The sequence below is a fragment of the Streptomyces caeni genome, from assembly GCF_042678285.1.
GTDB classification, from domain to species: domain Bacteria; phylum Actinomycetota; class Actinomycetes; order Streptomycetales; family Streptomycetaceae; genus Streptomyces; species Streptomyces caeni.
This window is the reverse complement of record NZ_JBHUDX010000080.1, coordinates 1-20,969: the sequence shown is the minus strand read 5'-3', so window position 1 is coordinate 20,969 and position 20,969 is coordinate 1. Positions and strand designations below refer to the sequence as shown.

At 73.1% G+C, this 20,969-nt stretch carries 13 protein-coding genes, 1 pseudogene and 1 riboswitch; of the genes and pseudogenes, 8 read left to right on the top strand and 6 right to left on the bottom strand.

The annotated features are described in order from the left end of the window. Positions 1 to 407: 407 nt before the first annotated feature. Positions 408 to 761, top strand: coding sequence for a hypothetical protein (locus ACFSL4_RS26165; RefSeq protein WP_381087736.1), 354 nt, complete (start codon positions 408 to 410; stop codon positions 759 to 761). Here the strand turns inward: ACFSL4_RS26165 and ACFSL4_RS26160 are convergent. Both ACFSL4_RS26160 and ACFSL4_RS26155 read right to left on the bottom strand, forming a co-directional pair. Further along, entirely contained in the window at positions 739 to 1,743 is a 1,005-nt protein-coding gene (locus tag ACFSL4_RS26160) for a tellurite resistance/C4-dicarboxylate transporter family protein (RefSeq protein WP_381087734.1), read from the bottom strand. The two genes, ACFSL4_RS26165 and ACFSL4_RS26160, sit on opposite strands and share 23 nt — an antisense overlap. A gap of 107 nt (positions 1,744 to 1,850) precedes the next feature. Continuing rightward, positions 1,851 to 3,020, bottom strand: coding sequence for a C40 family peptidase (locus tag ACFSL4_RS26155; protein ID WP_381087732.1), 1,170 nt, complete (start codon positions 3,018 to 3,020; stop codon positions 1,851 to 1,853). 8 nt (positions 3,021 to 3,028) lie between these two features. Next, positions 3,029 to 3,199, bottom strand: a riboswitch (cyclic di-AMP (ydaO/yuaA leader). Between the two features lie 442 nt (positions 3,200 to 3,641). Here ACFSL4_RS26155 and pcrA point away from each other — a divergent pair. Beyond that, positions 3,642 to 6,137, top strand: a complete 2,496-nt coding sequence (pcrA, locus tag ACFSL4_RS26150; protein WP_381087729.1) for a DNA helicase PcrA — start codon at positions 3,642 to 3,644, stop codon at positions 6,135 to 6,137. Positions 6,138 to 6,209: 72 nt separating this feature from the next. Here pcrA and ACFSL4_RS26145 read toward each other — a convergent pair whose 3' ends face one another. Further along, positions 6,210 to 7,859: a M23 family metallopeptidase gene (locus ACFSL4_RS26145; protein WP_381087726.1), complete on the bottom strand. Its 1,650-nt coding sequence runs from the start codon at positions 7,857 to 7,859 to the stop codon at positions 6,210 to 6,212. 246 nt (positions 7,860 to 8,105) lie between these two features. After that, positions 8,106 to 8,957, bottom strand: coding sequence for an esterase/lipase family protein (locus ACFSL4_RS26140; protein WP_381087723.1), 852 nt, complete (start codon positions 8,955 to 8,957; stop codon positions 8,106 to 8,108). 650 nt (positions 8,958 to 9,607) lie between these two features. Between ACFSL4_RS26140 and ACFSL4_RS26135 the strand changes: the two genes are divergently transcribed. After that, complete coding sequence (locus ACFSL4_RS26135) at positions 9,608 to 10,024, top strand: cobalamin B12-binding domain-containing protein (RefSeq protein WP_044383287.1); 417 nt, start codon at positions 9,608 to 9,610, stop codon at positions 10,022 to 10,024. 123 nt (positions 10,025 to 10,147) lie between these two features. On the opposite strand, the gene ACFSL4_RS26130 is transcribed toward ACFSL4_RS26135, so the two are convergent. Further along, on the bottom strand, positions 10,148 to 11,770 hold the full coding sequence (locus tag ACFSL4_RS26130; RefSeq protein WP_381087720.1) for a DUF5691 domain-containing protein: 1,623 nt from the start codon (positions 11,768 to 11,770) through the stop codon (positions 10,148 to 10,150). A 99-nt stretch (positions 11,771 to 11,869) separates the two neighbouring features. After that, on the bottom strand, positions 11,870 to 13,222 hold the full coding sequence (locus ACFSL4_RS26125; RefSeq protein ID WP_381087717.1) for an SWIM zinc finger family protein: 1,353 nt from the start codon (positions 13,220 to 13,222) through the stop codon (positions 11,870 to 11,872). Between the two features lie 134 nt (positions 13,223 to 13,356). Here ACFSL4_RS26125 and ACFSL4_RS26120 point away from each other — a divergent pair, with 134 nt between their 5' ends. The 5 genes and pseudogenes from ACFSL4_RS26120 to ACFSL4_RS26100 form a co-directional block, all read left to right on the top strand. Beyond that, a complete protein-coding gene (locus ACFSL4_RS26120; protein ID WP_381087714.1) occupies positions 13,357 to 14,589 on the top strand; it encodes an ATP-binding protein in 1,233 nt (410 codons plus the stop codon). 153 nt (positions 14,590 to 14,742) lie between these two features. Beyond that, positions 14,743 to 17,151: a DUF5682 family protein gene (locus tag ACFSL4_RS26115; RefSeq protein ID WP_381087711.1), complete on the top strand. Its 2,409-nt coding sequence runs from the start codon at positions 14,743 to 14,745 to the stop codon at positions 17,149 to 17,151. Beyond that, positions 17,148 to 18,347 (top strand): VWA domain-containing protein, encoded by a 1,200-nt coding sequence (locus ACFSL4_RS26110; protein ID WP_381087708.1) that lies wholly within the window; start codon positions 17,148 to 17,150, stop codon positions 18,345 to 18,347. The genes ACFSL4_RS26115 and ACFSL4_RS26110 overlap by 4 nt, the downstream gene beginning before the upstream one ends. A gap of 224 nt (positions 18,348 to 18,571) precedes the next feature. Beyond that, complete coding sequence (locus ACFSL4_RS26105; protein WP_381087705.1) at positions 18,572 to 19,741, top strand: hypothetical protein; 1,170 nt, start codon at positions 18,572 to 18,574, stop codon at positions 19,739 to 19,741. 262 nt (positions 19,742 to 20,003) lie between these two features. Then, positions 20,004 to 20,969 (top strand): annotated as a pseudogene (locus ACFSL4_RS26100) (hypothetical protein); the annotation flags it as partial.

Genomic DNA, 20,969 nt, shown 5'->3' with positions numbered 1-20,969 from the left:
CACAGGGGAAACGGGCCGCCGCCGGATCTTCTCGGCGGGAGTGGCCGACGGCCGCCCCTGGCCCGGGCGGCGGTGGGGAGCCGGTCACCTGGGGAAGGACGGTAATCCGGTGCGTGATGCCTTGGTGACTCAATGTGCGGAACTGGCGTGACCGGACCGTCCGGTGACCGTATGTGACCGTGATCCCGCCCTGGGCTCTGCGGCTTCACGCTGTGCGATGACCGATGCCGCGGTTCCGGGCGACAGGGCGGTGACGCGCTGCTATGGGACGCATATATGCGGAGGGAATGCGATCGGGCCGCAGTGGGGAGGCGGGCGGGAGGCTGTCGGGAAACGGGCGGTGCGAGCGCCGTCGCATCCCCTGGGCCGGTGTCGGGCGCCGTAGGAGCCCTGATTAGGCTCCGGCCATGGACGTACTCACCCATTTCCTCGTCGGTCTGCACATCATCGGCATCGGCGCGCTCCTCGGCGGGTTCCTCACCCAGATGAAGGCCATGGGCCAGGGCACCGCGCGCTTCGTGCCCGCGATGCTGCACGGCGCGCTGACCATGCTCGTGACGGGCGTCGCCCTGGTCGGCGTCAACGAGGCGCAGGACCACACGCTCAACATGGTCAAGATCGGCATCAAGCTGGCCGTGCTCGTCGTGATCCTCGGGCTGGTCTACGTCAAGCGCGACGAGGAGAGGGTCCAGGCTCCCCTCTTCGGCCTCGTGGGCGCGCTGACCTGTGTGAACATCTTCATCGCGGTTCTCTGGGTCTGACGTCCTGGGCCTCGTCGGGGGAACTGAGGCTTCGCGTGACGGCGTGGGCGGCTCCCGCGAGGACCGCGCACCAGACGGCCGCCGCGATCCACAGCAGCACCCGGCCGGGGCCGCGCAGCCACGGCGTGCCCAGGGAGGACGCGACGGACAGTGTCGCCACCGCCGTCATGCCCAGCGTGAAGACGGTGGCCCAGCGCGGTGCGTCGTAGCCGAGCCGTGGCCGGAGCGCTTCTGCCACGACCAGCACGCCGTACCAGGCGAAGCTGAGGACGAGGAGGGCGCCGGTGGTGGCCCGCAGGACGCCGTCGTCGTCGTTGCTCCAGAGGTACGGTCCGTGGTGCGCCGCGGCGACGAGCTGGGACCCGGCCAGCGTGGAGATCGCGAGCCCGCCGCCGGCGATCCAGTGGTCTCCGGCACCGGTCAGCAGCTGCCGCGGGTCGAAACGCCACAGCCCCACCAGGTAGAACACCAGTCCGAGCCAGAAGAAGACCAGGGCCAGGTGTGCCGGCCACGCCATGCCCACCGCCGCGGCGATCACCGCCGCGAGCGCCGAGATCCCCTGCGTCGCCACGCACCCGAGGAACACCACCCCGGGCCGGTGCCGCTCCCCCCGCCGCAGGACCGGGTACACCAGGCCCGCCCACAGCGCGACGGCGAGCGCGAGGAGCGCCCCGGCGAGCCGCTGCGCGCCCAGGAGGGACACCCGCGCCCCCAGCACGGTGGTCGCCGCGACCGGGGTGAGCGCGGTCGGGGAGCCCGCCCGGGCCGGCTCCCACGGCCCGCGCAGCCACAGCAGGCGCACGGCGGCGTCGGCGACGAGCCCCAGCCAGGCGGAGCACGCCAGGGCCAGGACGATACGGGAGAGGACCTCGTACCCGGTCAGATGCAGCCCGACCGACAGGATGCCGGTCGCCAGCACGGCGGCACCGGTGGCGGGCGGACGCCGCACCCACCGGGTGCGGAGCGCGGAGGTGCCTGACATGCGCCCGATGCTAGGCACGTACACGGGGGTCGGGTACGGGGCACGCGCGCGGGGAGGCGGAAAACAACCCCACGCGCGCGTGCCGGACGGCATCGGCGGCCACGGCCTCAGGCCGGCCGCACCACACTGTGGATGATCGACGCGCCGTCGTAGTAGATCGACTCCTCGCGCACGTACGCACCGGGCTTGGGGGCGTGGATCATCATGCCGTTGCCGATGTAGATGCCGACGTGGCTGATGTCGTCGTAGAAGAAGATCAGATCACCGGGCCTGGCATCGGCGAGCGAGACGGTCGTACCCGCGTTGACCTGGTCGTAGGTGGTGCGCGGAAGTGTCACCCCGGCGGCCTTCCAGGCGGCCTGGGTCAGGCCCGAGCAGTCGTAGGAGTCGGGCCCGGTCGCACCCCACACATACGGCTTGCCGATCTGTGCGCGGGCGAAGTCGAGCGCCTTGGCCGCCTTCGTCGCGTAGGTGTCCGTGGACGTGGACCCGGAGTCCGTGGACGTGGAAGAGGACCCGGAGGTGCCGGTCGTGGTGCCCGAGGACGACTGCTGCCGGGCGGCCTGCTGCGCCGCCTGCTGCCGCGCCAGCTCCTCCGCCTGACGCTGGGCCTCCTCCTGCTTCTTCTTCTCGATCGCGGCGAGCCGCGCCTTCTCCTCCGCGGTCAGGTCGGACAGCAGCTGCCGCGCGGTGGCGAGCTTCTTCTGGACGTCCGCCTTGGTCGCTCTGAGCTTCTGCTGCGACTCGGTGAGCGTCTGCAGGCTCTTGGCGGCCTCCCGCCGCTTCTGCATCGTCGCGGACTGCTCGGTGACGTACTGGTCGACCGCGTCCTTCTGGCGGCTGGTCAGCCGGTCCATCAGCTGGGTCTGGTCGAAGTAGTCCTGAGGCGAGTCGGCCAGCAGGAAGGTGGCCGTGTCGGGGGCCGCGGCCCCGGTGCGGTACTGCGCCGCGGCGAACGAACCCAGTTCGTCCCGCGCCTCGTTGAGCCTCTGGGTGCGTTCGGCGACGTCGTCGAGGAGTGTGTCGACGCGCTTGCGCTGCTTGGCGGTCTTCTCCTTGGCCGCGTTGTACTCGTCGGTGGCGGACTCGGCCTGGTGGTAGAGCTCGTCGACCTTCTTCTCGACCTCCTCGAGGCTCGGTCTGCCGTCCGTGGAGGGTGCGGCGTTCGCCGTCTGGGAGAGCAGGGCCACGGAGGTGAGGGCCGCCGTCGCGAGGGCGGGAGTCCGTATGCCTGCGATGCGCGTGCCTGAGGGGCGCGCCTTGCGGTGCGGCGCCATGGGAGGCGACTCCTTCCGTACACCGCCTACCGGGTTAGCTGTCGGGTTCGGGCGGGTGGCTTTGGAAGGTGTGCCCTACGGCCGTCCCCCCGAAAGGCGGTTGGCCGATTCACCCCAAGGTCGGTTGGGTCCCCGGCTCCGGCTGCCCACGGGCACACCGGACTCGGCGGGGGCCGCGCGGCCCGGCGACCTTCGCCGGTGGGGGGCGAGCGGCCCGCCCGGAACCGTAGCCAACTGGTGCGGCCCGTGTGAAGGTTGATGTGCGATATGCCCGATACATTTTCGTGACCTTGACCATGGGTGTGGCTCACCGCGGTCAATGGGGAGGGGTCTGCGGTATGTTGGCCGCCTTTCCCCCGGAGTCGGGGCAAGTGGTGCCCCGTGCCCGGTTCCCGGGCGTCGCTCGCGGCCGGGGCGGGAGACGGACGGACTCCGGCGGGACGTCGCCTCCTGTGATGTGACGGGTTCGCAGCGTGATACCCGTCGGGGTGGGGGTCGCGGAAGATCCCCGTACCCGTACCCGTACCCGTACCCGTACCCGTACCCGGATCAGGCTCCGGCGGGACGGACTTCTCGGGGCGGCAACCGGTTGTCGGTGGGGCGGCCTAGACTCGGAGAGCGATGAGCAGCCTCTTTGACGACAGCTTCCTGGCGGACCTCAAGGGCACCCCGGCCCACGAGGAGGAGCCACCGCCGCCCGACGACGATCACGGAGCGGAGCCGGTTCCGGACGATCTGTTCGGTGGACGGTTCGACGTGCCGCCGGACCGCGACCCCTACTACCGCAACGGCGCGCACCGCCCCGCCCTCGACCCGCAGGCGCTGCTGGAGGGGCTGAACGAGAACCAGCGCGCGGCCGTCGTGCACGCCGGCTCCCCCCTGCTCATCGTGGCCGGCGCCGGCTCCGGCAAGACCCGTGTGCTCACGCACCGCATCGCGTATCTGCTGGCCCAGCGGGGCGTGCACCCCGGCCAGATCCTCGCGATCACCTTCACCAACAAGGCCGCGGGCGAGATGAAGGAGCGCGTCGAGCAACTCGTCGGCCCGCGGGCGAACGCGATGTGGGTGATGACCTTCCACAGCGCCTGCGTGCGCATCCTGCGGCGGGAGAGCAAGAAGCTCGGCTTCACGTCCTCCTTCTCGATCTACGACGCCGCGGACAGCAAGCGGCTGATGGCGCTCGTCTGCCGTGACCTGGACCTCGATCCCAAGCGCTTCCCGCCCAAGTCCTTCAGCGCCAAGATCTCCAACCTGAAGAACGAGCTGATCGACGATGAGGACTTCGCCGCCCAGGCCGCCGACGGCTTCGAGAAGACCCTTGCCCAGGCGTACGCGCTGTACCAGTCGCGACTGCGCGAAGCCAACGCGCTCGACTTCGACGACCTGATCATGACGACGGTCAACCTGCTCCGCGCGTTCCCGGACGTCGCCGAGCACTACCGCCGCCGCTTCCGCCACGTGCTCGTCGACGAGTACCAGGACACGAACCACGCCCAGTACGCCCTGGTGCGCGAGCTGGTCGGTCCCGCGGGCGGCGGCCGGCCCGAGGACGTGCCGCCGGGCGAGGACGACCTGCGCCCCGCCGAACTGTGCGTCGTCGGCGACGCCGACCAGTCGATCTACGCCTTCCGCGGCGCGACCATCCGCAACATCCTCCAGTTCGAGGAGGACTACCCGGACGCCACGACGATCCTCCTGGAGCAGAACTACCGCTCCACCCAGACGATCCTCAGCGCCGCCAACGCGGTCATCGAGCGCAACGAGTCCCGCCGCCCCAAGAACCTGTGGACCAACGCGGGCGCGGGCGCGCGGATCACCGGCTATGTGGCCGACACCGAGCACGACGAGGCGCAGTTCGTCGCCGACGAGATCGACCGCCTCACCGACCGGGGCGAGGCGAAGGCGGGCGACGTCGCCGTCTTCTACCGTACGAACGCCCAGTCCCGCGTCTTCGAAGAGGTCTTCATCCGCGTCGGACTGCCCTACAAGGTCGTCGGCGGCGTCCGCTTCTACGAGCGCAAGGAGGTCCGGGACGTCCTGGCGTACCTGCGGGTGCTGGCGAACCCGGAGGACTCCGTGCCGCTGCGGCGGATCCTGAACGTGCCGAAGCGAGGGATCGGCGAGCGCGCCGAAGCGATGATCGACGCCCTGGCCCAGCGGGAGAAGGTCAGCTTTCCGCAGGCGCTGCGCCGCGTCGACGAGGCGTACGGCATGGCCGCGCGCTCGACGAACGCGGTCAAGCGGTTCAACGCGCTGATGGAGGACCTGCGGACGATCGTGGAGTCGGGCGCGGGACCGGCCACGGTCCTGGAGGCTGTCCTCGAACGCACCGGCTACCTGGCGGAGTTGCAGGCATCGACCGATCCCCAGGACGAGACCCGCATCGAGAACCTTCAGGAACTCGCCGCCGTGGCGCTTGAGTTCGAGCAGGAGCGCGGGGAAAGCGAGTCGGGCACGCTGCCCGACTTCCTGGAGAAGGTCGCCCTGGTCGCCGACTCCGACCAGATCCCCGACGACGAGGAGGAGGGGGGCGGCGTCATCACGCTGATGACCCTCCACACCGCCAAGGGCCTCGAATTCCCGGTGGTCTTCCTGACCGGCATGGAGGACGGCGTCTTCCCGCACATGCGCGCGCTCGGCCAGACCAAGGAACTGGAGGAGGAGCGGCGCCTGGCGTACGTCGGCATCACCCGCGCGCGGGAGCGGCTGTACCTCACGAGGTCGGCCCTGCGCAGCGCCTGGGGTCAGCCCTCGTACAACCCGCCCTCGCGTTTCCTGGAGGAGATCCCGGACCAGCACGTGGAGTGGAAGCGGACGAGCGCCCCCTCCGCCCCGGTGCCGGCGGGGCCGCTCTCCGGTGTGGCGGCGTCGCTGTCGTCGACCCGGTCACGGTCCTCGGCCGTGGGCGCGGCCGGCTTCGCCACCCGACGGGGAGGCGCGACGGAGAAGCCCGTGATCTCCCTGACGGTCGGCGACCGCGTCACGCACGACCAGTTCGGCCTGGGCACGGTGGTCGGGGTGAAGGGCACGGGGTCGAACGCGGAGGCGACGATCGACTTCGGCGACACGAAGCCGAAGCGGCTTCTGCTGCGGTATGCGCCGGTGGAGAAGCTGTAGTTCGCGGTACTGCTCGGTGCCGGGCCGGGCGGGCCGTCGGTGGGGCCCGGCGGCAGGCCCGCCGATCATCCGTCAGGTCGGGTCCAGCCCGTGGCTGCGCAGCCAGGGAAGCGGGTCTATCGCGGCGCCTCCGCCCGGCCGTACCTCGAAGTGCAGGTGCGGCCCGGTCGAGTTGCCGGAGTTGCCGGAGTACGCGATGGGCTGGCCGGCCTTGACGACGGTGCCCGATGAGACCCGGTAGCTGGAGAGATGGCAGTACCACGTCTCCGTGCCGTCCTTCGCGGTCACGATCATCATGTTCCCGTAGGCGCTGTTCCACTGGGTGCGGACCGTGCCGTCGGTGGCGGCCATCACGGTGGTGCCGTACGAGACCGGGAAGTCGATGCCGGTGTGCACGGACATCCAGTTGACGCCGGCCTGGCCGAAGTAGGCGCTGAGCCCCTTCTGCAGGACCGGCAGCGCGAACTTCGGACGCAGCCGCTCCTTGCGGGCCGCCTCTTCAGCCGCCTTCTTCTTCTCGGCCGCCTGCTGGGCCTTGAGGTCGATACGCTCCTGCGTGCGACTCGCCCGGTCCGCGAAGTCGTGCGCGCCCGCGGAGAGGCCCTCGAGCTGGGAGTCCAGCTTGTTGTTGGCGGCGGACGGTTTCACCGCCGTCGTGTCGGACGCGCTCGCCGTGGTCTCCTTGCCGTCGTCCCCGCCCAAGTCGACGGTCGCGGCAGCGATTCCGGCGACCCCCATCACGCACATCGAGGGCACCGCGACCGTCAGCAGCGCGGAACGCTTCGCCGGGCTGCGGCGCCGGGAACGGTTCGCGGTCCGGGAGGCGGAGCGCGGGGCCGGGACGAAGGCGACCTCTTCCTGGTCGTCGAGCAGGAGGGGCGCCTCGGCGGGCGTCTCGTGGTCGGGCCCCGACACCTCGTCCGAAGCGGCGACGTGCTCGTACGGGCACTGCTCGAAGGAGTCGAAGGACTCGAAGGAGTCGAAGGACTCGGGGGCGTCCTGCTCGAAGGTCGCCGTCGCGGTGGCCGCGGCCTGCCGGTCCTGAGTCTCCTGCTGCTCGGCGGTGCCGGCCGAGTTCCACTGCGTGGCGTCGTAGGCGCCCGTGTCGAATGCCTGCGTGCCCCACTCCCACTGCTGGGTCTGCTCCGGCCACCGGCCGGCCTCGGTCCATGCCTGCGCGTCCCACTGGCCGGTGGCGTCGGGGGCCGCGGCCTGCGCCGGGACGCCCGCGAACTGCTGGTAGCCGGCCGCCCAGGCGGTCGTGTCATGGGATCCGGTGTCGTACGGGGCGTGGTGCTGGGCGGTGTACGGGTCGCAGGTCACCGTCTGGTGGCTGCCCGTGCCGAGGGTGGCGTGACCGCCGGTGGACCACTGGGTGGCGTCGTACGCGCCGGTCGAGCCGCCGCCCGGGAGATCGCCGAAGAGGGGGTCGGTCACGAAAGCAGCCGTCGGGGCAGCGGTGCCGAACGCGCTCGCAGAGGGGTCGGCGTAGGTCGTGAACTCACCGTAGTGGCCGTCCTGGAGACCGTGCGACGCGTAGTGTGTCGAGGCGGCATCGGAGGCCGGAGCCGGGGGGCTTGCGGTCCCCGACGGGTGACGGTCGTTCACCAACTTCTCTTTCGCCTCGACAACAGGGGCTGGCAGAGCAGTGCGGCGACTGTACCCGGCGGTACGCGGGCGCGACAATCTTCGGCAGGTTTCCCGTCGGCAGGAAACGGGCATTCGGCCGTGTTTCGGCGGCCCCCGGCGCGACCTTGGCTCTTTGTTCGATGAATGTTCGAGGGCGTGCGGACGTCCGGGAGATGCCGGGAGGCGTCGGGTGGGGTTGGCGGCGGCCATTCGGCGGGCGCTCTCGGTGGATCCCCTTGAGGGAGCCCTTCTACGGAGCCCTTCCGCTGACCCCTTCGGCTGCCTTTCCGGTTGCGTCGCGCCGCCTGCCCGGTGGGCGGCGCGACGCAACCGCGGACGTCAAGCCACGGTCAGGGCCTCGGCGGTGGCTCCCGGCTGTTCGAGGTCGAGCGCCTGCCGTATCCCGGCGGCGACCGCCGGGTGCACCAGCAGGGCGAGGTGGCCGATGCCGCTCACCCGCACGTTCTGTGTCAGGAGGTCCGGGTGCTCGACGCAGGCCGACTCCAGCGGGTCCATCAGGGGATCCAGGTCGCTCCAGAAGCTCACGATGTGGGTGCGGCAGCCGGGGGCCGGGCGGCGCAGCTCCTCGATCACGGGGGAACCCGGGCGCATCTGGCGGACGATCGGATGAGCGTTCGCGAGCGGCGCGACACGGGTGCCGGAGTGGGGCGTGCCCAGCGTGACCAGCTTGCGGACGCGGAGGTCCCCGCCGAGGCCCTGCACGTAGTAGCGCGCGATCAGCCCGCCCAGGCTGTGCGCGACGATGTCCACCTGTGACTGCCCGGTGCGTTCGCACAACTCTTCGATATGCCGCCCCAGCAGTCGGGCCGCGGTCCGAATGTCACAGGTGAGCGGAGAGTAGTTGAGCGACTCGATGTGCTGGCGGCCGTGCTGGGCGAGGTTGCGGCGCAGCAGGACGAAGACGGAGCGGTTGTCGATGAACCCGTGGAGCAGGACGACCGGCGGCTTGGCTCCGCCGGGGAGCGGGGCGGCTGTGCCCTGCGGGGGGAGGGCCGGGGCGGAGGGACGCTCCTGGACGATTCCCGACGGGTAGAGGAGCAGATGTCCGGCCAGGATCGCCAGCTCCAGGGCGGTCGCCTTCAGCAGATCCATGGAGAGTCCGGCCAGCCTGCTGGGGAACAGGCGCTGGCAGAGCGGAAGAATGGGCGGTACCGCCCCAGTGACCTTCATGGCCGACCTCCCGTCGGCGCACCGAGGACGCCTCTGTCCCCCGTGAGCCCTTGCGGAAAGCCGCGATGGCTGTGGCCTGCGGGGCTGGTGCCGCGGGTCGGCGCTCACCGCGGATGCGGCGTATGGGCGCCGGTGACGCGACGGGAGCCTTGTCGTCGTGATGACGTTATCCCTGGCGTCCTTGTGGCTCGATTCCCGTCCTCCTCGTACGGGTCCTGATCCCCGCTGTCGTGCCCTTGCAGTGCCTTTCGCCGGCGAACCCCGCCACCGGGGCGCCGACGGGCGCTGCGATGGTGCGGCCGACTGATGGCGGCTCTCCTTGCGTACGGTCCGCTCCGCCCGTGGCGCCCGAGCCGCTGGTGACTGCGGCCCGCGTGCCGCGAGAAGGGGGGACCCTGCGCGGCGAATGTGTCCCACTGTGTGATTTCCCCCTCGGTCTCCACCGTGAAACTGCCGGGTGCGAGATGCTGGCGATAACGTTCGTTCACTTCCCGGGTCGATGCGGCACGGGGCGCCTGTGCCGCAAGCCCCGCGGCGCGCGTGGTCCGTGCGGGCCGAACCGTCCGTGCGGTCCTGCCTGCGGGTGCGGTCGTGTGGCGGCAGGGCGGTACGTCGGTACAGGGTGGAGTAGTCGCTTCATGGAGGCAGTGATGGGTGTGGCAGCCGGTCCGATCCGCGTGGTGGTCGCCAAGCCGGGGCTCGACGGCCACGATCGCGGGGCCAAGGTGATCGCGCGGGCGCTGCGCGACGCGGGGATGGAGGTCATCTACACCGGCCTCCACCAGACGCCGGAGCAGATCGTCGACACGGCGATCCAGGAGGACGCCGACGCGATCGGGCTGTCGATCCTCTCCGGTGCGCACAACACGCTGTTCGCCGCGGTGATCGACCTGCTCAAGGAGCGCGACGCGGAGGACATCCTGGTCTTCGGCGGCGGCATCATCCCCGAGGCGGACATTCCGCCGCTGAAGGAGAAGGGCGTCGCGGAGATCTTCACCCCCGGGGCGACCACCGCGTCGATCGTGGACTGGGTACGGGCGAACGTACGCCAGCCGGCACAGGCGTAGCGCGGGACTAGGGCGGGGCGGGCCGCCTCGCCCGGCCGCGGCGGCCTCCGCCGCCTCGCTGAGAGGCGGGCCGAAGCTCCCCGGCCGGGCGGGCAGGTCCACAGGGCCGGACCGTGCACCGCGTCACCGCTCCCTCAGTTCCTCCTGCATCGTCGCGCGCAGCCGCAGCGTCGTGGTCAGACGCTGGAACGCCTCCGCCCAGTAGCCGCCCGCACCCGGCGATGTGTCCTCCGTCTCGTCGGGTATCGCCGTCAGCGCCTCCAGGCGGCTCGCCTCGGCGGGGTCGAGGCAGCGCTCCGCGAGACCCATCACCCCGCTGAAGCTCCACGGATAACTTCCGGCGTCCCGCGCGATGTCGAGCGCGTCCACGACCGACCGCCCCAGCGCGGCCGACCATGGCACCGCGCACACCCCGAGGAGCTGGAACGCCTCCGACAGACCGTGCGTGGCGATGAACCCCGCCACCCACTCGGCCCGTTCCTCCGGGCCCAGCGTCGACAGCAGCTTCGCCCGCTCGGCCAGCGACACCGCCCCCGGGCCGCCGGCCTCCGGTGCCGACGGCGGTCCGAGCAGGGCCCGTGCCCAGCGGGGGTCCCCCTGCCGTACCGCCGCTCGGCACCACGCCGCGTGCAGTTCGCCCTGCCAGTCGTCCGCCACCGGCAGCGCGACGATCTCCTCCGGCGTGCGTCCACCGAGCCGGGCCGTCCACGAGCCCAGCGGTGCCGCCTCCACCAACTGGCCCAGCCACCAGGAGCGTTCGCCGCGTCCGGCGGGAGGCTTCGGCACCACCCCGTCGCGCTCCATGTCCGGGTCGCACTCGTGCGGCGCCTCCACCACGATCGTCGGCTCGCCCTGCGTACGGTCGACCGCCACGCAGGCCGCCGCCCGTGTGGCCATCCGCCCGGCCAGGGCGGAGTCCGGCAGCGCCGACAGCAGCTCCGCCGCCGTCGCCCGCACATTGCGGCTGCGGTCGGAGAGCGCCTCTTCCAGGAAGGACTCGTCCGCGGCCTCCAGCCCCGTGCGGAGCGAGTCGAGGAACATCAGGCGGTCCTCGGCCCGCTCCGTCGTCCAGGTGGTGGCCAGCAGCGCACGGGCGAGGGCGGGCTGTCGCGAGCGGAGCGCGGCGAGCAGGGCCACCCGTTCCGCGAACAGGCCCTCCTGCCACAGGCGTTGGACGCGGTCCGTCTCTTCCGGGAACGGCAGTTCGGATCCGCCGCCGGGCACCGACCGCAGGGCGAAACGCCAGTCCGGGTTCAGACGGGCCAGCCACAGGGCACGCGGGCCGGCGAAGGCCAGTGCCGCCGGCCGCAGGTCCGTGCGTCCGCGGGCCGCGTCCAGCAGCGCCGGCAGCATGTGCGGGGGTGCCGCGAAACCGAGCTCGTTGGCCAGGGACAGCCACTGCGGCAACAGCTCCATCAGGTCGGGTGCCGTTCCCCGGCGGCCTCCGCCGCCGGTGCCGGGCCGGTCGGACAGCAGCATGGCCAGCCTGCGGGTCGCGGCGGGCGGCAGTGGTGGGCGCGGGTCGGCCGCCGCGGGCGCCGGCCGCGGCCCGGCCGGCGCGGGGTTCAGCCCCGCCCGGCGGCGTACGGTCTCCACCGCGGCCAGGTCCAGCAGCGCCGTCGGCGCCTTTCGGCCCGTCGGCAGCCATGGCGGGGTACGACGGTCGGTGCCCAGCAGGGCCACGGTCACGAGCTCTTCCCACGGCACGGCGGAGAGAGCGTCCGGCGAAGTCGGTGCGGCACTCATGTCAGATCCTTCATGTCAGATCCCCTCGTCAGACCCCTCATGTCAGGTCCCGCATGTCAGGTCCCATCCGAGGAGGAACGAGGCCGTCCGGGGGCGGCGTCAGCACAGCGGGACCGCCTCTCCCGCCCCCTCGGACCAGGCCGTGAGCGGGTTGAAACCGCGGTGGCCGCACTCGCCGAAGACGGTGACCGGGGCGCCGCCCGACAGAGCGACCAGGCGCCACAGGCCCGGGCGGGCGCCCGCCGACGGCGTCAGCGGCAGGGCGGTGCCGCCGTCCGCGTCGGCCAGCTGCCAGCCGTCCTCGACCGGGGTCGGTATGACCCGGCCCAGCGTCACCGGGAACGAGTCCAGCCAGGGGTCGGCCCGCAGCGCCTCCCCGTAGCGCGCCGCCACCCGGGCGGTGGTCACGCCCGGCGGCCGTACCGCGGTAGGCGCGGGGGGCGTGAACCGCTCGCCCAGGGTGGCCCGCATCTGTCCCGCCCCCGGATACGCGGACACCTCTGCGTCGAAGGCGAGCCCCACCGGCAGGGCCAGCTCGGGTGCGCGCCCGGCCGCCCCGTAGGAGAGGAGCAGCACCGTGCGGTCCGACTCCGCCCCGTACAGCCAGATCCGCCGTGTGGTGAGCCGGCTGTCCGAGGTGTCGTATTGCGCGAGGACCAGCCAGCGGTCGCGGAGCGGCGGTCCGTCCGCCGAGCCGGGCAGGCCGACCCGCGAACGGACCGTCGCCGCCAGCCCGTCGGGCAGCCGCTCCCGGCGCAGCCAGCCCCGGTCCAGAAGGTGCACCAGCGCGCACTCCTCCAGCAGGCGCACCGGCCACCCCGGCCCCGACGACGGGATCGCGCCCAACTCCCTTACCCGCGCGGCCAGCCCCGGAGCCTGCGCGTCGACCATGCGGGCGGCCGTCTCCTCCCACAGCCCGTACCCCGCCTGCTCGGCCGCGGCCAGGCCGCCGCGCAGCAGATCGGTCAGCCGCTGCTCCAGCTCCGTCGCCCCCGCGGTGATCCGTTCGGCCCGCCGCTCCGCCCTGCGCCGGGCCGCCTCGGGATCAGCGGAACCGCCGGAGGGCGAGCCACCCGCCGTCCGCCTGTCCTGCGTACGCCGTCTGCGCCCCTCGATCCACTGCTCCGCCCAGTCCGGCGCCCGCCCCCGCGGTACCGAGCCGTCACCGCCCGCCCAGAGCAGCAGCAGCCCCAACGCGTGCTTGCACGGGAACTTGCGGCTCGGACAACTGCACTTGTACGCCGGCCCCGTCACGTCCGCGATGTCGACGACCGTCTGATAGGGCTTGCTGCCGCTGCCCTTGCACAGCCCCCACACCGTCCCCTCGTCAGAACTGCCCGCCTCCGACCACGGCCCGGCCGCGCCGAGTTTGCTTCCGGCTTTGCGCGACGCGGCGTCAGGTGCCAGTGCCAGCACCTGGTCCGCCGTCCAGCGCACCCCCTGCTGAGTCATGTCGTCGACGGTAGGTCCTGGCACTGACAATCGCCGTGGGCGACAGCGTTTGCGCAGGTGGGAGCGCATTGTCAGTGGTGTGGTGCACGGTTGGTGGCAGATCCGAACCGGCCGAGCTGGAGGGGGACCTGGCCATGCGTGTGTCCATCGATCCCAAGTCCGTGGAACCGAGCCCGAGCGAGTCCGCGCCCGCGAACGGGGGCGGGGGAGCAGACCCGGGCGGGCGGGCGACCGCGCCCGTGCACACACCCGCGGAGGACAAGGCGTCAGCGGAGGAGGAAGCGTCGGTGGAGGCACTGCGGCCGCATGCCGAGGACGCGTTCGCGGCCGAGCTCGCCGCGCTTGCGGAGCAGGACGACCGGCCCCGCCCGGCCCGCTGGAAGCTCTCGCCGTGGGCCGTGGCCACCTATCTGCTGGGCGGCACGCTGTCGGACGGCACGGTGATCACGCCCAAGTACGTGGGCCCGCGCCGCATCGTCGAGGTCGCCGTCACCACCCTCGCCACCGACCGGGCGCTGCTGCTGCTCGGCGTGCCCGGCACGGCGAAGACCTGGGTGTCCGAGCATCTGGCGGCGGCCGTCAGCGGCGACTCGACCCTGCTCGTGCAGGGCACGGCGGGCACCCCGGAGGAGGCGATCCGCTACGGGTGGAACTACGCGCAACTGCTCGCGCACGGCCCCAGCCGCGACGCGCTGGTGCCCAGCCCCGTCATGCGGGCCATGTCCGAGGGGATGGTCGCCCGGGTCGAGGAACTGACCCGTATCCCCGCCGACGTCCAGGACACGCTGATCACGATCCTTTCGGAGAAGACGCTGCCGATACCGGAGCTGGGGCAGGAGGTGCAGGCGGTCCGCGGCTTCAACCTGATCGCGACGGCCAACGACCGCGACCGCGGCGTCAACGACCTGTCGAGCGCCCTGCGCCGCCGTTTCAACACGGTGGTGCTGCCCCTTCCGGAGAGCCCCGAGGCCGAGGTCGACATCGTCTCCCGCCGCGTCGAGCAGATCGGTCGCTCGCTCGACCTGCCGGCCGTTCCCGACGGCATCGACGAGATCCGACGTGTCGTCACCGTCTTCCGTGAGCTGCGGGGCGGTGTCACGGCCGACGGCCGTACGAAGCTGAAGTCGCCCAGCGGCACGCTGTCCACCGCGGAGGCGATCTCCGTCGTCACCAACGGGCTCGCACTGGCGGCCCACTTCGGCGACGGGGTGCTGCGCGCGAGCGATGTCGCCGCGGGCATCCTCGGCGCCGTCGTCCGTGATCCGGCGGCCGACCGCGTGATCTGGCAGGAGTACCTGGAGGCGGTGGTCCGCGAGCGTGACGGCTGGACGGACTTCTACCGCGCGTGCCGGGAGGTGTCGGTGTGAACGACTTCGGCACCACACGGAACGTCCCCAGCACGGTGGCCGCGGTCGGCGCGGTGAGCGGAGCGATCGTGCCGACCGGTGCCGGGCGCCGCGACGGAACGGGAACGGCGGGGGGCGACGAGCCGGGGCGGCCCCAATGGCGAGGGGGACGGTGTGACGGGCGTTGACAGGCCGCCGGGCGGGACGGCCGGCGAGAAACCGCTGCTGCTCGGGGTGCGGCATCACGGACCGGGGTCCGCGCGGGCCGTGCGGGCCGCCCTGGAAGAGGTGCGGCCGCGGGCCGTGCTGATCGAGGGGCCACCGGAGGCGGACACCCTGATCCCGCTCGCAGCGGACGAGGAGATGCGGCCGCCGGTGGCGCTGCTGGCGCACGCCGTGGACGAGCCCGGGCGGTCGGCGTTCTGGCCGCTGGCCGAGTTCTCCCCGGAGTGGGTGGCGATCCGCTGGGCCCTCGAATGCGGCGTTCCGGCCCGGTTCATCGACCTCCCGGCGACGCACACGCTGGCCTGTGAAGGGGAGGAACCGGCACCGGTGGGCGACGCGCCCGGTGAGGCCCAGGCGGCGGCGGAGGGGAAGGCGGAGCAGGAGGCGTCCGGCCCGTCCGGGAGCGCCGACACCGTCCGCGTCGACCCCTTGGCCGTGCTCGCCGAGACCGCCGGCTACGACGATCCGGAGCGCTGGTGGGAGGACGTCGTCGAGCACCGGGGCGCGGGCAGGGGCGGCGCGCTCGCGCCGTTCGCCGCGCTGGAGGAGGCGATGACCGCGTTGCGGGAGGCGTACGGCACCGGGGGACATCGGCGGGACCTTGTGCGCGAGGCGCACATGCGCATCCAAGTACGCGCGGCCCAGCGGGAGTTCGGCCAGGACGTGGCCGTGGTGTGCGGGGCCTGGCATGTGCCCGCGCTGCGGCGGAGGACCGCCGTCGCGGCCGACCGCGCCCTGCTGAAGGGGCTGCCCAAGGTGAAGACCGACATGACCTGGGTGCCCTGGACCCATCGGAGACTGTCCCGGGCCAGTGGCTACGGCGCGGGGATCGACTCGCCCGGCTGGTACGGGCATCTGTTCGGCGTTTCCGATCGGCCCGTCGAGCGGTGGATGACCAAGGTCGCGGGGCTGCTCCGCGAGGAGGACAGGATCGTGTCCTCCGCCCATGTCATCGAGGCGGTGCGGCTCGCCGGGACGCTCGCGGCGCTGCGTGGGCGCCCGCTGCCGGGGCTGTCCGAGGCCACCGACGCGGTGCGAGCGGTGATGTGCGAGGGCTCGGACGTGCCGCTGGCGCTGGTGCACGACCGGCTCGTGGTCGGTGACGTCCTGGGGGAGGTGCCGTCGGCGGCCCCCGCCGTCCCCCTGCAGCGTGACCTGGCCCGGCTCCAGAAGCGGCTGCGGCTCAAACCGGAGTCTGTGGAGCGGGAGCTGGAGCTGGACCTGCGGAAGGAGACCGACGCCGGGCGCAGCAGGCTGCTTCACCGGCTGTGCCTCCTCGGCATCGGCTGGGGCGAGCCCGCGGCCTCGCGCGGCAGTACGGGCACGTTCCGCGAGACCTGGCGGCTGCGCTGGGAGCCGGAGCTGGCGGTGCGGGTCGCCGAGGCGGGGGTGTGGGGGACGACCGTGCCCGGCGCCGCGACCGCCAAGGCCGAGGCGGACGCGGCCGGAGCGCAGGCGCTCGCCGACGTCACGGCGCTCGCCGAGCGTTGCCTCCTGGCGGAGCTGCCGGACGCGTTGCCCGTGGTGATGCGGGTCCTCGCCGACCGCGCCGCCCTCGACGCGGACGTCGGCCATCTCGCCCAGGCCCTGCCCGCCCTGGTCCGCTCCCTGCGCTATGGAGACGTGCGCGGCACGGACACCGGGGCGCTGGCGGACGTCGCGGCGGGCCTCGCCGAGCGTGTGTTCGTGGGGCTGCCGCCGGCCTGCGCCGCACTCGACACGGAGGCCGCCGAGGAGATGCGGCGCCATGTGGACGCGGTGCACGGGGCGGTGGGGCTGCTCGGGGAGACGGGGGCGGCGGCACACGGCGACATACGCGGGCGGTGGCGTTCCGTTCTGCGGGTGCTGTCCCAGCGGGAGACCGTGCCCGGAGTCATCCGCGGCCGTTCGGTGCGGCTGCTTCTGGACGAGGGCGAGCTGGCGCAGGACGAGGCGGCCCGTCTCATGGGGCTGGTGCTGTCACCGGGGACGGCGCCGGCGGACGCGGCCGCGTGGATCGAGGGGTTCGTCGGCGGCGGCTCCGGCGGCGGGATGCTGCTCCTGCACGACGAGCGGCTGCTCGGGCTGGTGGACGCGTGGCTGACCGGCGTGCCGGCGGAGGCGTTCACCGACGTCCTGCCGCTGCTGCGGCGCACGTTCTCGGCGTATGAGCCGGGAGTGCGGCGCACGCTCGGCGAGTTGGTGCGACGCGGGCCGGGTGCGCGGGACAGCGCACGGACCGGGCCGGGCGTTCCTGGCTTCGGGTCCGCTCTCGACGCCGGCCGGGCGGACGCGGTGGTGCCGGTGCTGCGCCTGCTGCTCGGTCTGGACGAGCCCGGCGGCAGTGATGTCAACGACCTTGCGGGAGTGGCCACATGAGTACGCGCAGGACCAGCAGTGACTCCGTCGGGTCCGCGGGCACCGGGGCGGCCGGAGCCGATGAGCGGCTGCGGCGCTGGCGGCTCGTGCTCGGTGGCGATGCCGCGGACGGCACGGGGTACGGGCTCACCGGGCAGGACGCGGCGATGGACGGGGCGCTGACCGCGCTGTACGGGAAGGGGGACAAACCGCAGCGGGGGCGGGACCGTTCGGCGGGGCTCGGGGCGTCCGCACCGTCCGTCGCGCGCTGGCTCGGCGACATCAGGACCTACTTCCCCTCGTCCGTCGTCCAGGTCATGCAGCGCGACGCCATCGACCGGCTCGGGTTGTCCACCCTGCTGCTCGAACCGGAGATGCTCGAAGCGGTCGAGGCGGACGTCCACCTGGTCGGCACGCTGCTCTCGCTGAACAAGGCGATGCCGGAGACCACCAAGGAGACGGCCCGGGCGGTGGTGCGCACCGTGGTCGAGGACCTGGAGAAGAGGCTCGCCACCCGTACCCGGGCGACCCTCACGGGTGCCCTCGACCGCAGTGCCCGCGTCAGTCGGCCCCGTCACCACGACATCGACTGGAACCGCACGATCGCGGCCAACCTCAAGCACTACCTGCCGGAGTACCGCGCGGTCGTACCGGAGCGGCTGATCGGGTACGGGCGGGCGTCGCGGTCCGTGAAGAAGGAGGTCGTCCTCTGCATCGACCAGTCGGGGTCCATGGCGGCGTCGGTGGTGTACGCGTCCGTGTTCGGGGCGGTCCTCGCCTCGATGCGGTCCATCGCCACCCGTCTCGTGGTCTTCGACACGGCCGTCGTCGACCTCACCGACCAGCTCGACGACCCGGTCGACGTCCTCTTCGGCACCCAGCTGGGCGGAGGCACGGACATCAACAGGGCGCTGGCGTACTGCCAGTCGCAGATCACACGGCCCGCGGAGACCGTCGTGGTCCTCATCAGCGATCTGTACGAGGGAGGGATACGGGACGAGATGCTCAAGCGGGTGGCGGCGATGAAGGCGTCGGGTGTGCAGTTCGTGGCGCTGCTCGCGCTCTCCGACGAGGGAGCGCCCGCGTACGACCGCGAGCACGCGGCGGCGCTGGCGGCGCTGGGCGCACCGGCGTTCGCGTGCACGCCCGACCTGTTCCCGGATGTGATGGCGGCGGCGATCGAGAAGCGGCCGCTGCCGATACCGGAGAGCGTGTGACACCCGCCGACGGGCAAAGGACCACGCCCAAAAGTGACATCAGCCGATGCGTGACGGAAGCCAGGGGCAAACCAGACATGAATACTCATCGGTAACAGGGGGCTTGCGCAACCGCGGGAGGGCCGTGCGAGGATCGAAACGGCCTTTCGCCATCGACGGTGCGTCGCATTCGCCCCGTACTGCCCCGTACCGCTGCGTCCCGCCGCACGGAGGCTCTCCCCGTTGTGACCCTGCCCAGCACACTTCCGTTCACCGGCCCCGCACTGCGCACGATGCGCACCGCGGCCGGGCGGCGTGCGCTGTATCTGGCCCTGCTGGTGGCCGGGTTGGTGGCACTGGGACTCCTCTGCGGGGAGCGGGCGCAGGCGACGGAGGGAACACCGCCGGCCTTGACGGCTCCAGCCGCCCCGATGGCCTCCGGCACCCCGGCCGGCGCCGTGCGGGACGTCGTGGAAACGGTCGGGCGGACCGAACGGTCCCTCAGCACCGTGGCAGTGCGGGCGGTGACCGGCCCGTCCTCGCCTCTGGCTCACCTCGCCCCTCCGGCCGCCGCCCCTGGACACGCGCCTGACGGCCGACTCCCGCTGCCGGCCTCCGGCCCGCGGCCCGCGCGCCACTCCGGCGCGCACGCCACGGAGCCGGGCACCGCCCCCGTCACGGCTCCTCCGGCTCCCGAGGCACATCCCACCCGGACCGCGCCCGGCACCCCCGCCGACGACTCCGGCACCTCGGTGACCGGGACGCTTCCCGCCGTCTCCGGCACCGTCCGCCGGGCCGTCCGCCCCGTCACCGAGGGACTCGTACACCCGGTCGGCGACACCGTCCTTCGGCCGGTCTCCGACACCCTCCTGTGGCCCGTCGGCGACACCGTCGTCCGACCGGTCGGGGATCTTCTGCAGACGGTGACCGGCGGGCTGGCGGACGCGTCGGCGCAGTGGCCGCCGCTGTCGTCGCTGCCCTCCCTGCCCGGCCTTCCGTCCCTGCCCGCTCTGCCGGAACCACCGGGGCCGCCGACGGCTCCGGTGTACACCCTGCCGACGCCGGCGGTGCCGCAGCAGCCGGGCGGCGGCACGGGGCACCGGGCCGCGGTGAAGCACCGGCCCGGTGGCGAGTACGGGCCGCGGGACACCAGGGCCGACGCGGGGGAGTACGCGCACCGAGCCCCCCACGCCGGGCGGTCCGCGCGTCTGCCGCGGCATCAGGCGCCCGACGGCGACCCGACTGGCGCGCTCGGCGGCCGGCCGGCCACCGACGGCGGTGCGCCGCGGCACGACGGGCACGCCGTCGCAGCAAACCACCGGGCACCGCTGCGGCTGGTGCCCGGCGCCACCGCGGTCGTCACCGCGGACGGGACCCGGGACAGGCACCGGGACATCCCCGAGTTCCCCGGCTAGGGCGGCACCTCCTCCCCGTGAGACCTGAGACGCGGGGACGGAACAGGTCTGTCCGCCGTCCGGGTCCCTCCGGTTCCCGGACCTCCCCGGACGGCAGCCGCCGGCCCGAGCCGCCGCAGCCGGACCGCATCCGTGACCGCCGGTTCCCCCTTCCGAACCGCCGGAGCGTCACGGATCCATCGGCCTCAGACCGGCCCCGGCCACGGCACTCGGCACTCGGCACGTCCCGAACTCCCGGATTCCCGAAGGATCTGACGCACGCATGAACAAGAACATCCGCCGTTCCATCGTCATAGCCGCCGGTGTCACCGGCGCGTGGGCGCTCGGCTCCGCCGTCGCCAGCGCGGACGAACTGCCGGCGACGTCCGTGTCCACGCCCGACGTGGGCATCGACACCGCGGACACGGCCGGCGCGGTCACCGGCACGGTGGGAGGTGCCGTCACCGACGTCCAGGACACCGTCTCCGGCGTCACTGCCACCGCCACCGCGGCCACGGCACCCTCCGCCGTCACGGACGTCACGAAGACCAGATGGGCCGCAGAAGGCACAACGGCCCCAGAGGCCACGGACATCACGGGCGCCCCGACGCATACGGCCGCGGCCGCGATGGCCGGGGCCCACACGACGGCGTCCACCGCCGACCGGGCCCACCGGTACGTCGACGCCGAGGTGGCGGTCCCGCACCGGGCGCACTCCGCCGCCACGCACGCTGCCGCGTCCGGCGCCGCCGCGACCGCGGAGCGCGCCGGGAGCGCCGCCGGGGCCGCCGTGTCCGATGCGGCCTCCCCGCAGGACGAGATCGACTACCTCTTCGGCCCCCTCGCGGCCTTCGCGCCCGAACTGGAGCAGGCGCTCGCCGCCGCGCAGACCAAGCTCCAGGGAGCGCAGACCGCCGCGCACACCCGGGCGCAGGGCGTCGACGGAGTGGTCCGCACGACCGCACAGCGCACCGTCGCCGGTGCGGGCCGCAGCGCGGCGGGCACGACCGGTGCCGCGCGGCAGACGGTCACCGGGGCGGAGGGCCGGGCCGTGGAGGCGATGGCCGCCGCCGGTGCCGGTGTCTCCGCCGTCCCGGCCCACGCCACGGGGGTGGTCGCGGGGCGAGGCAGCAGGTCGCCGGAACGGTCACCGGGGTGCCCGGCACGGTCTCGCCGGTGGCCGGTGAGACGGCCGTCGCCGTCGTGCCGCCGGTCGCCGGCCCGGCCGTCGCCGTCGTGCCGCCGGTCG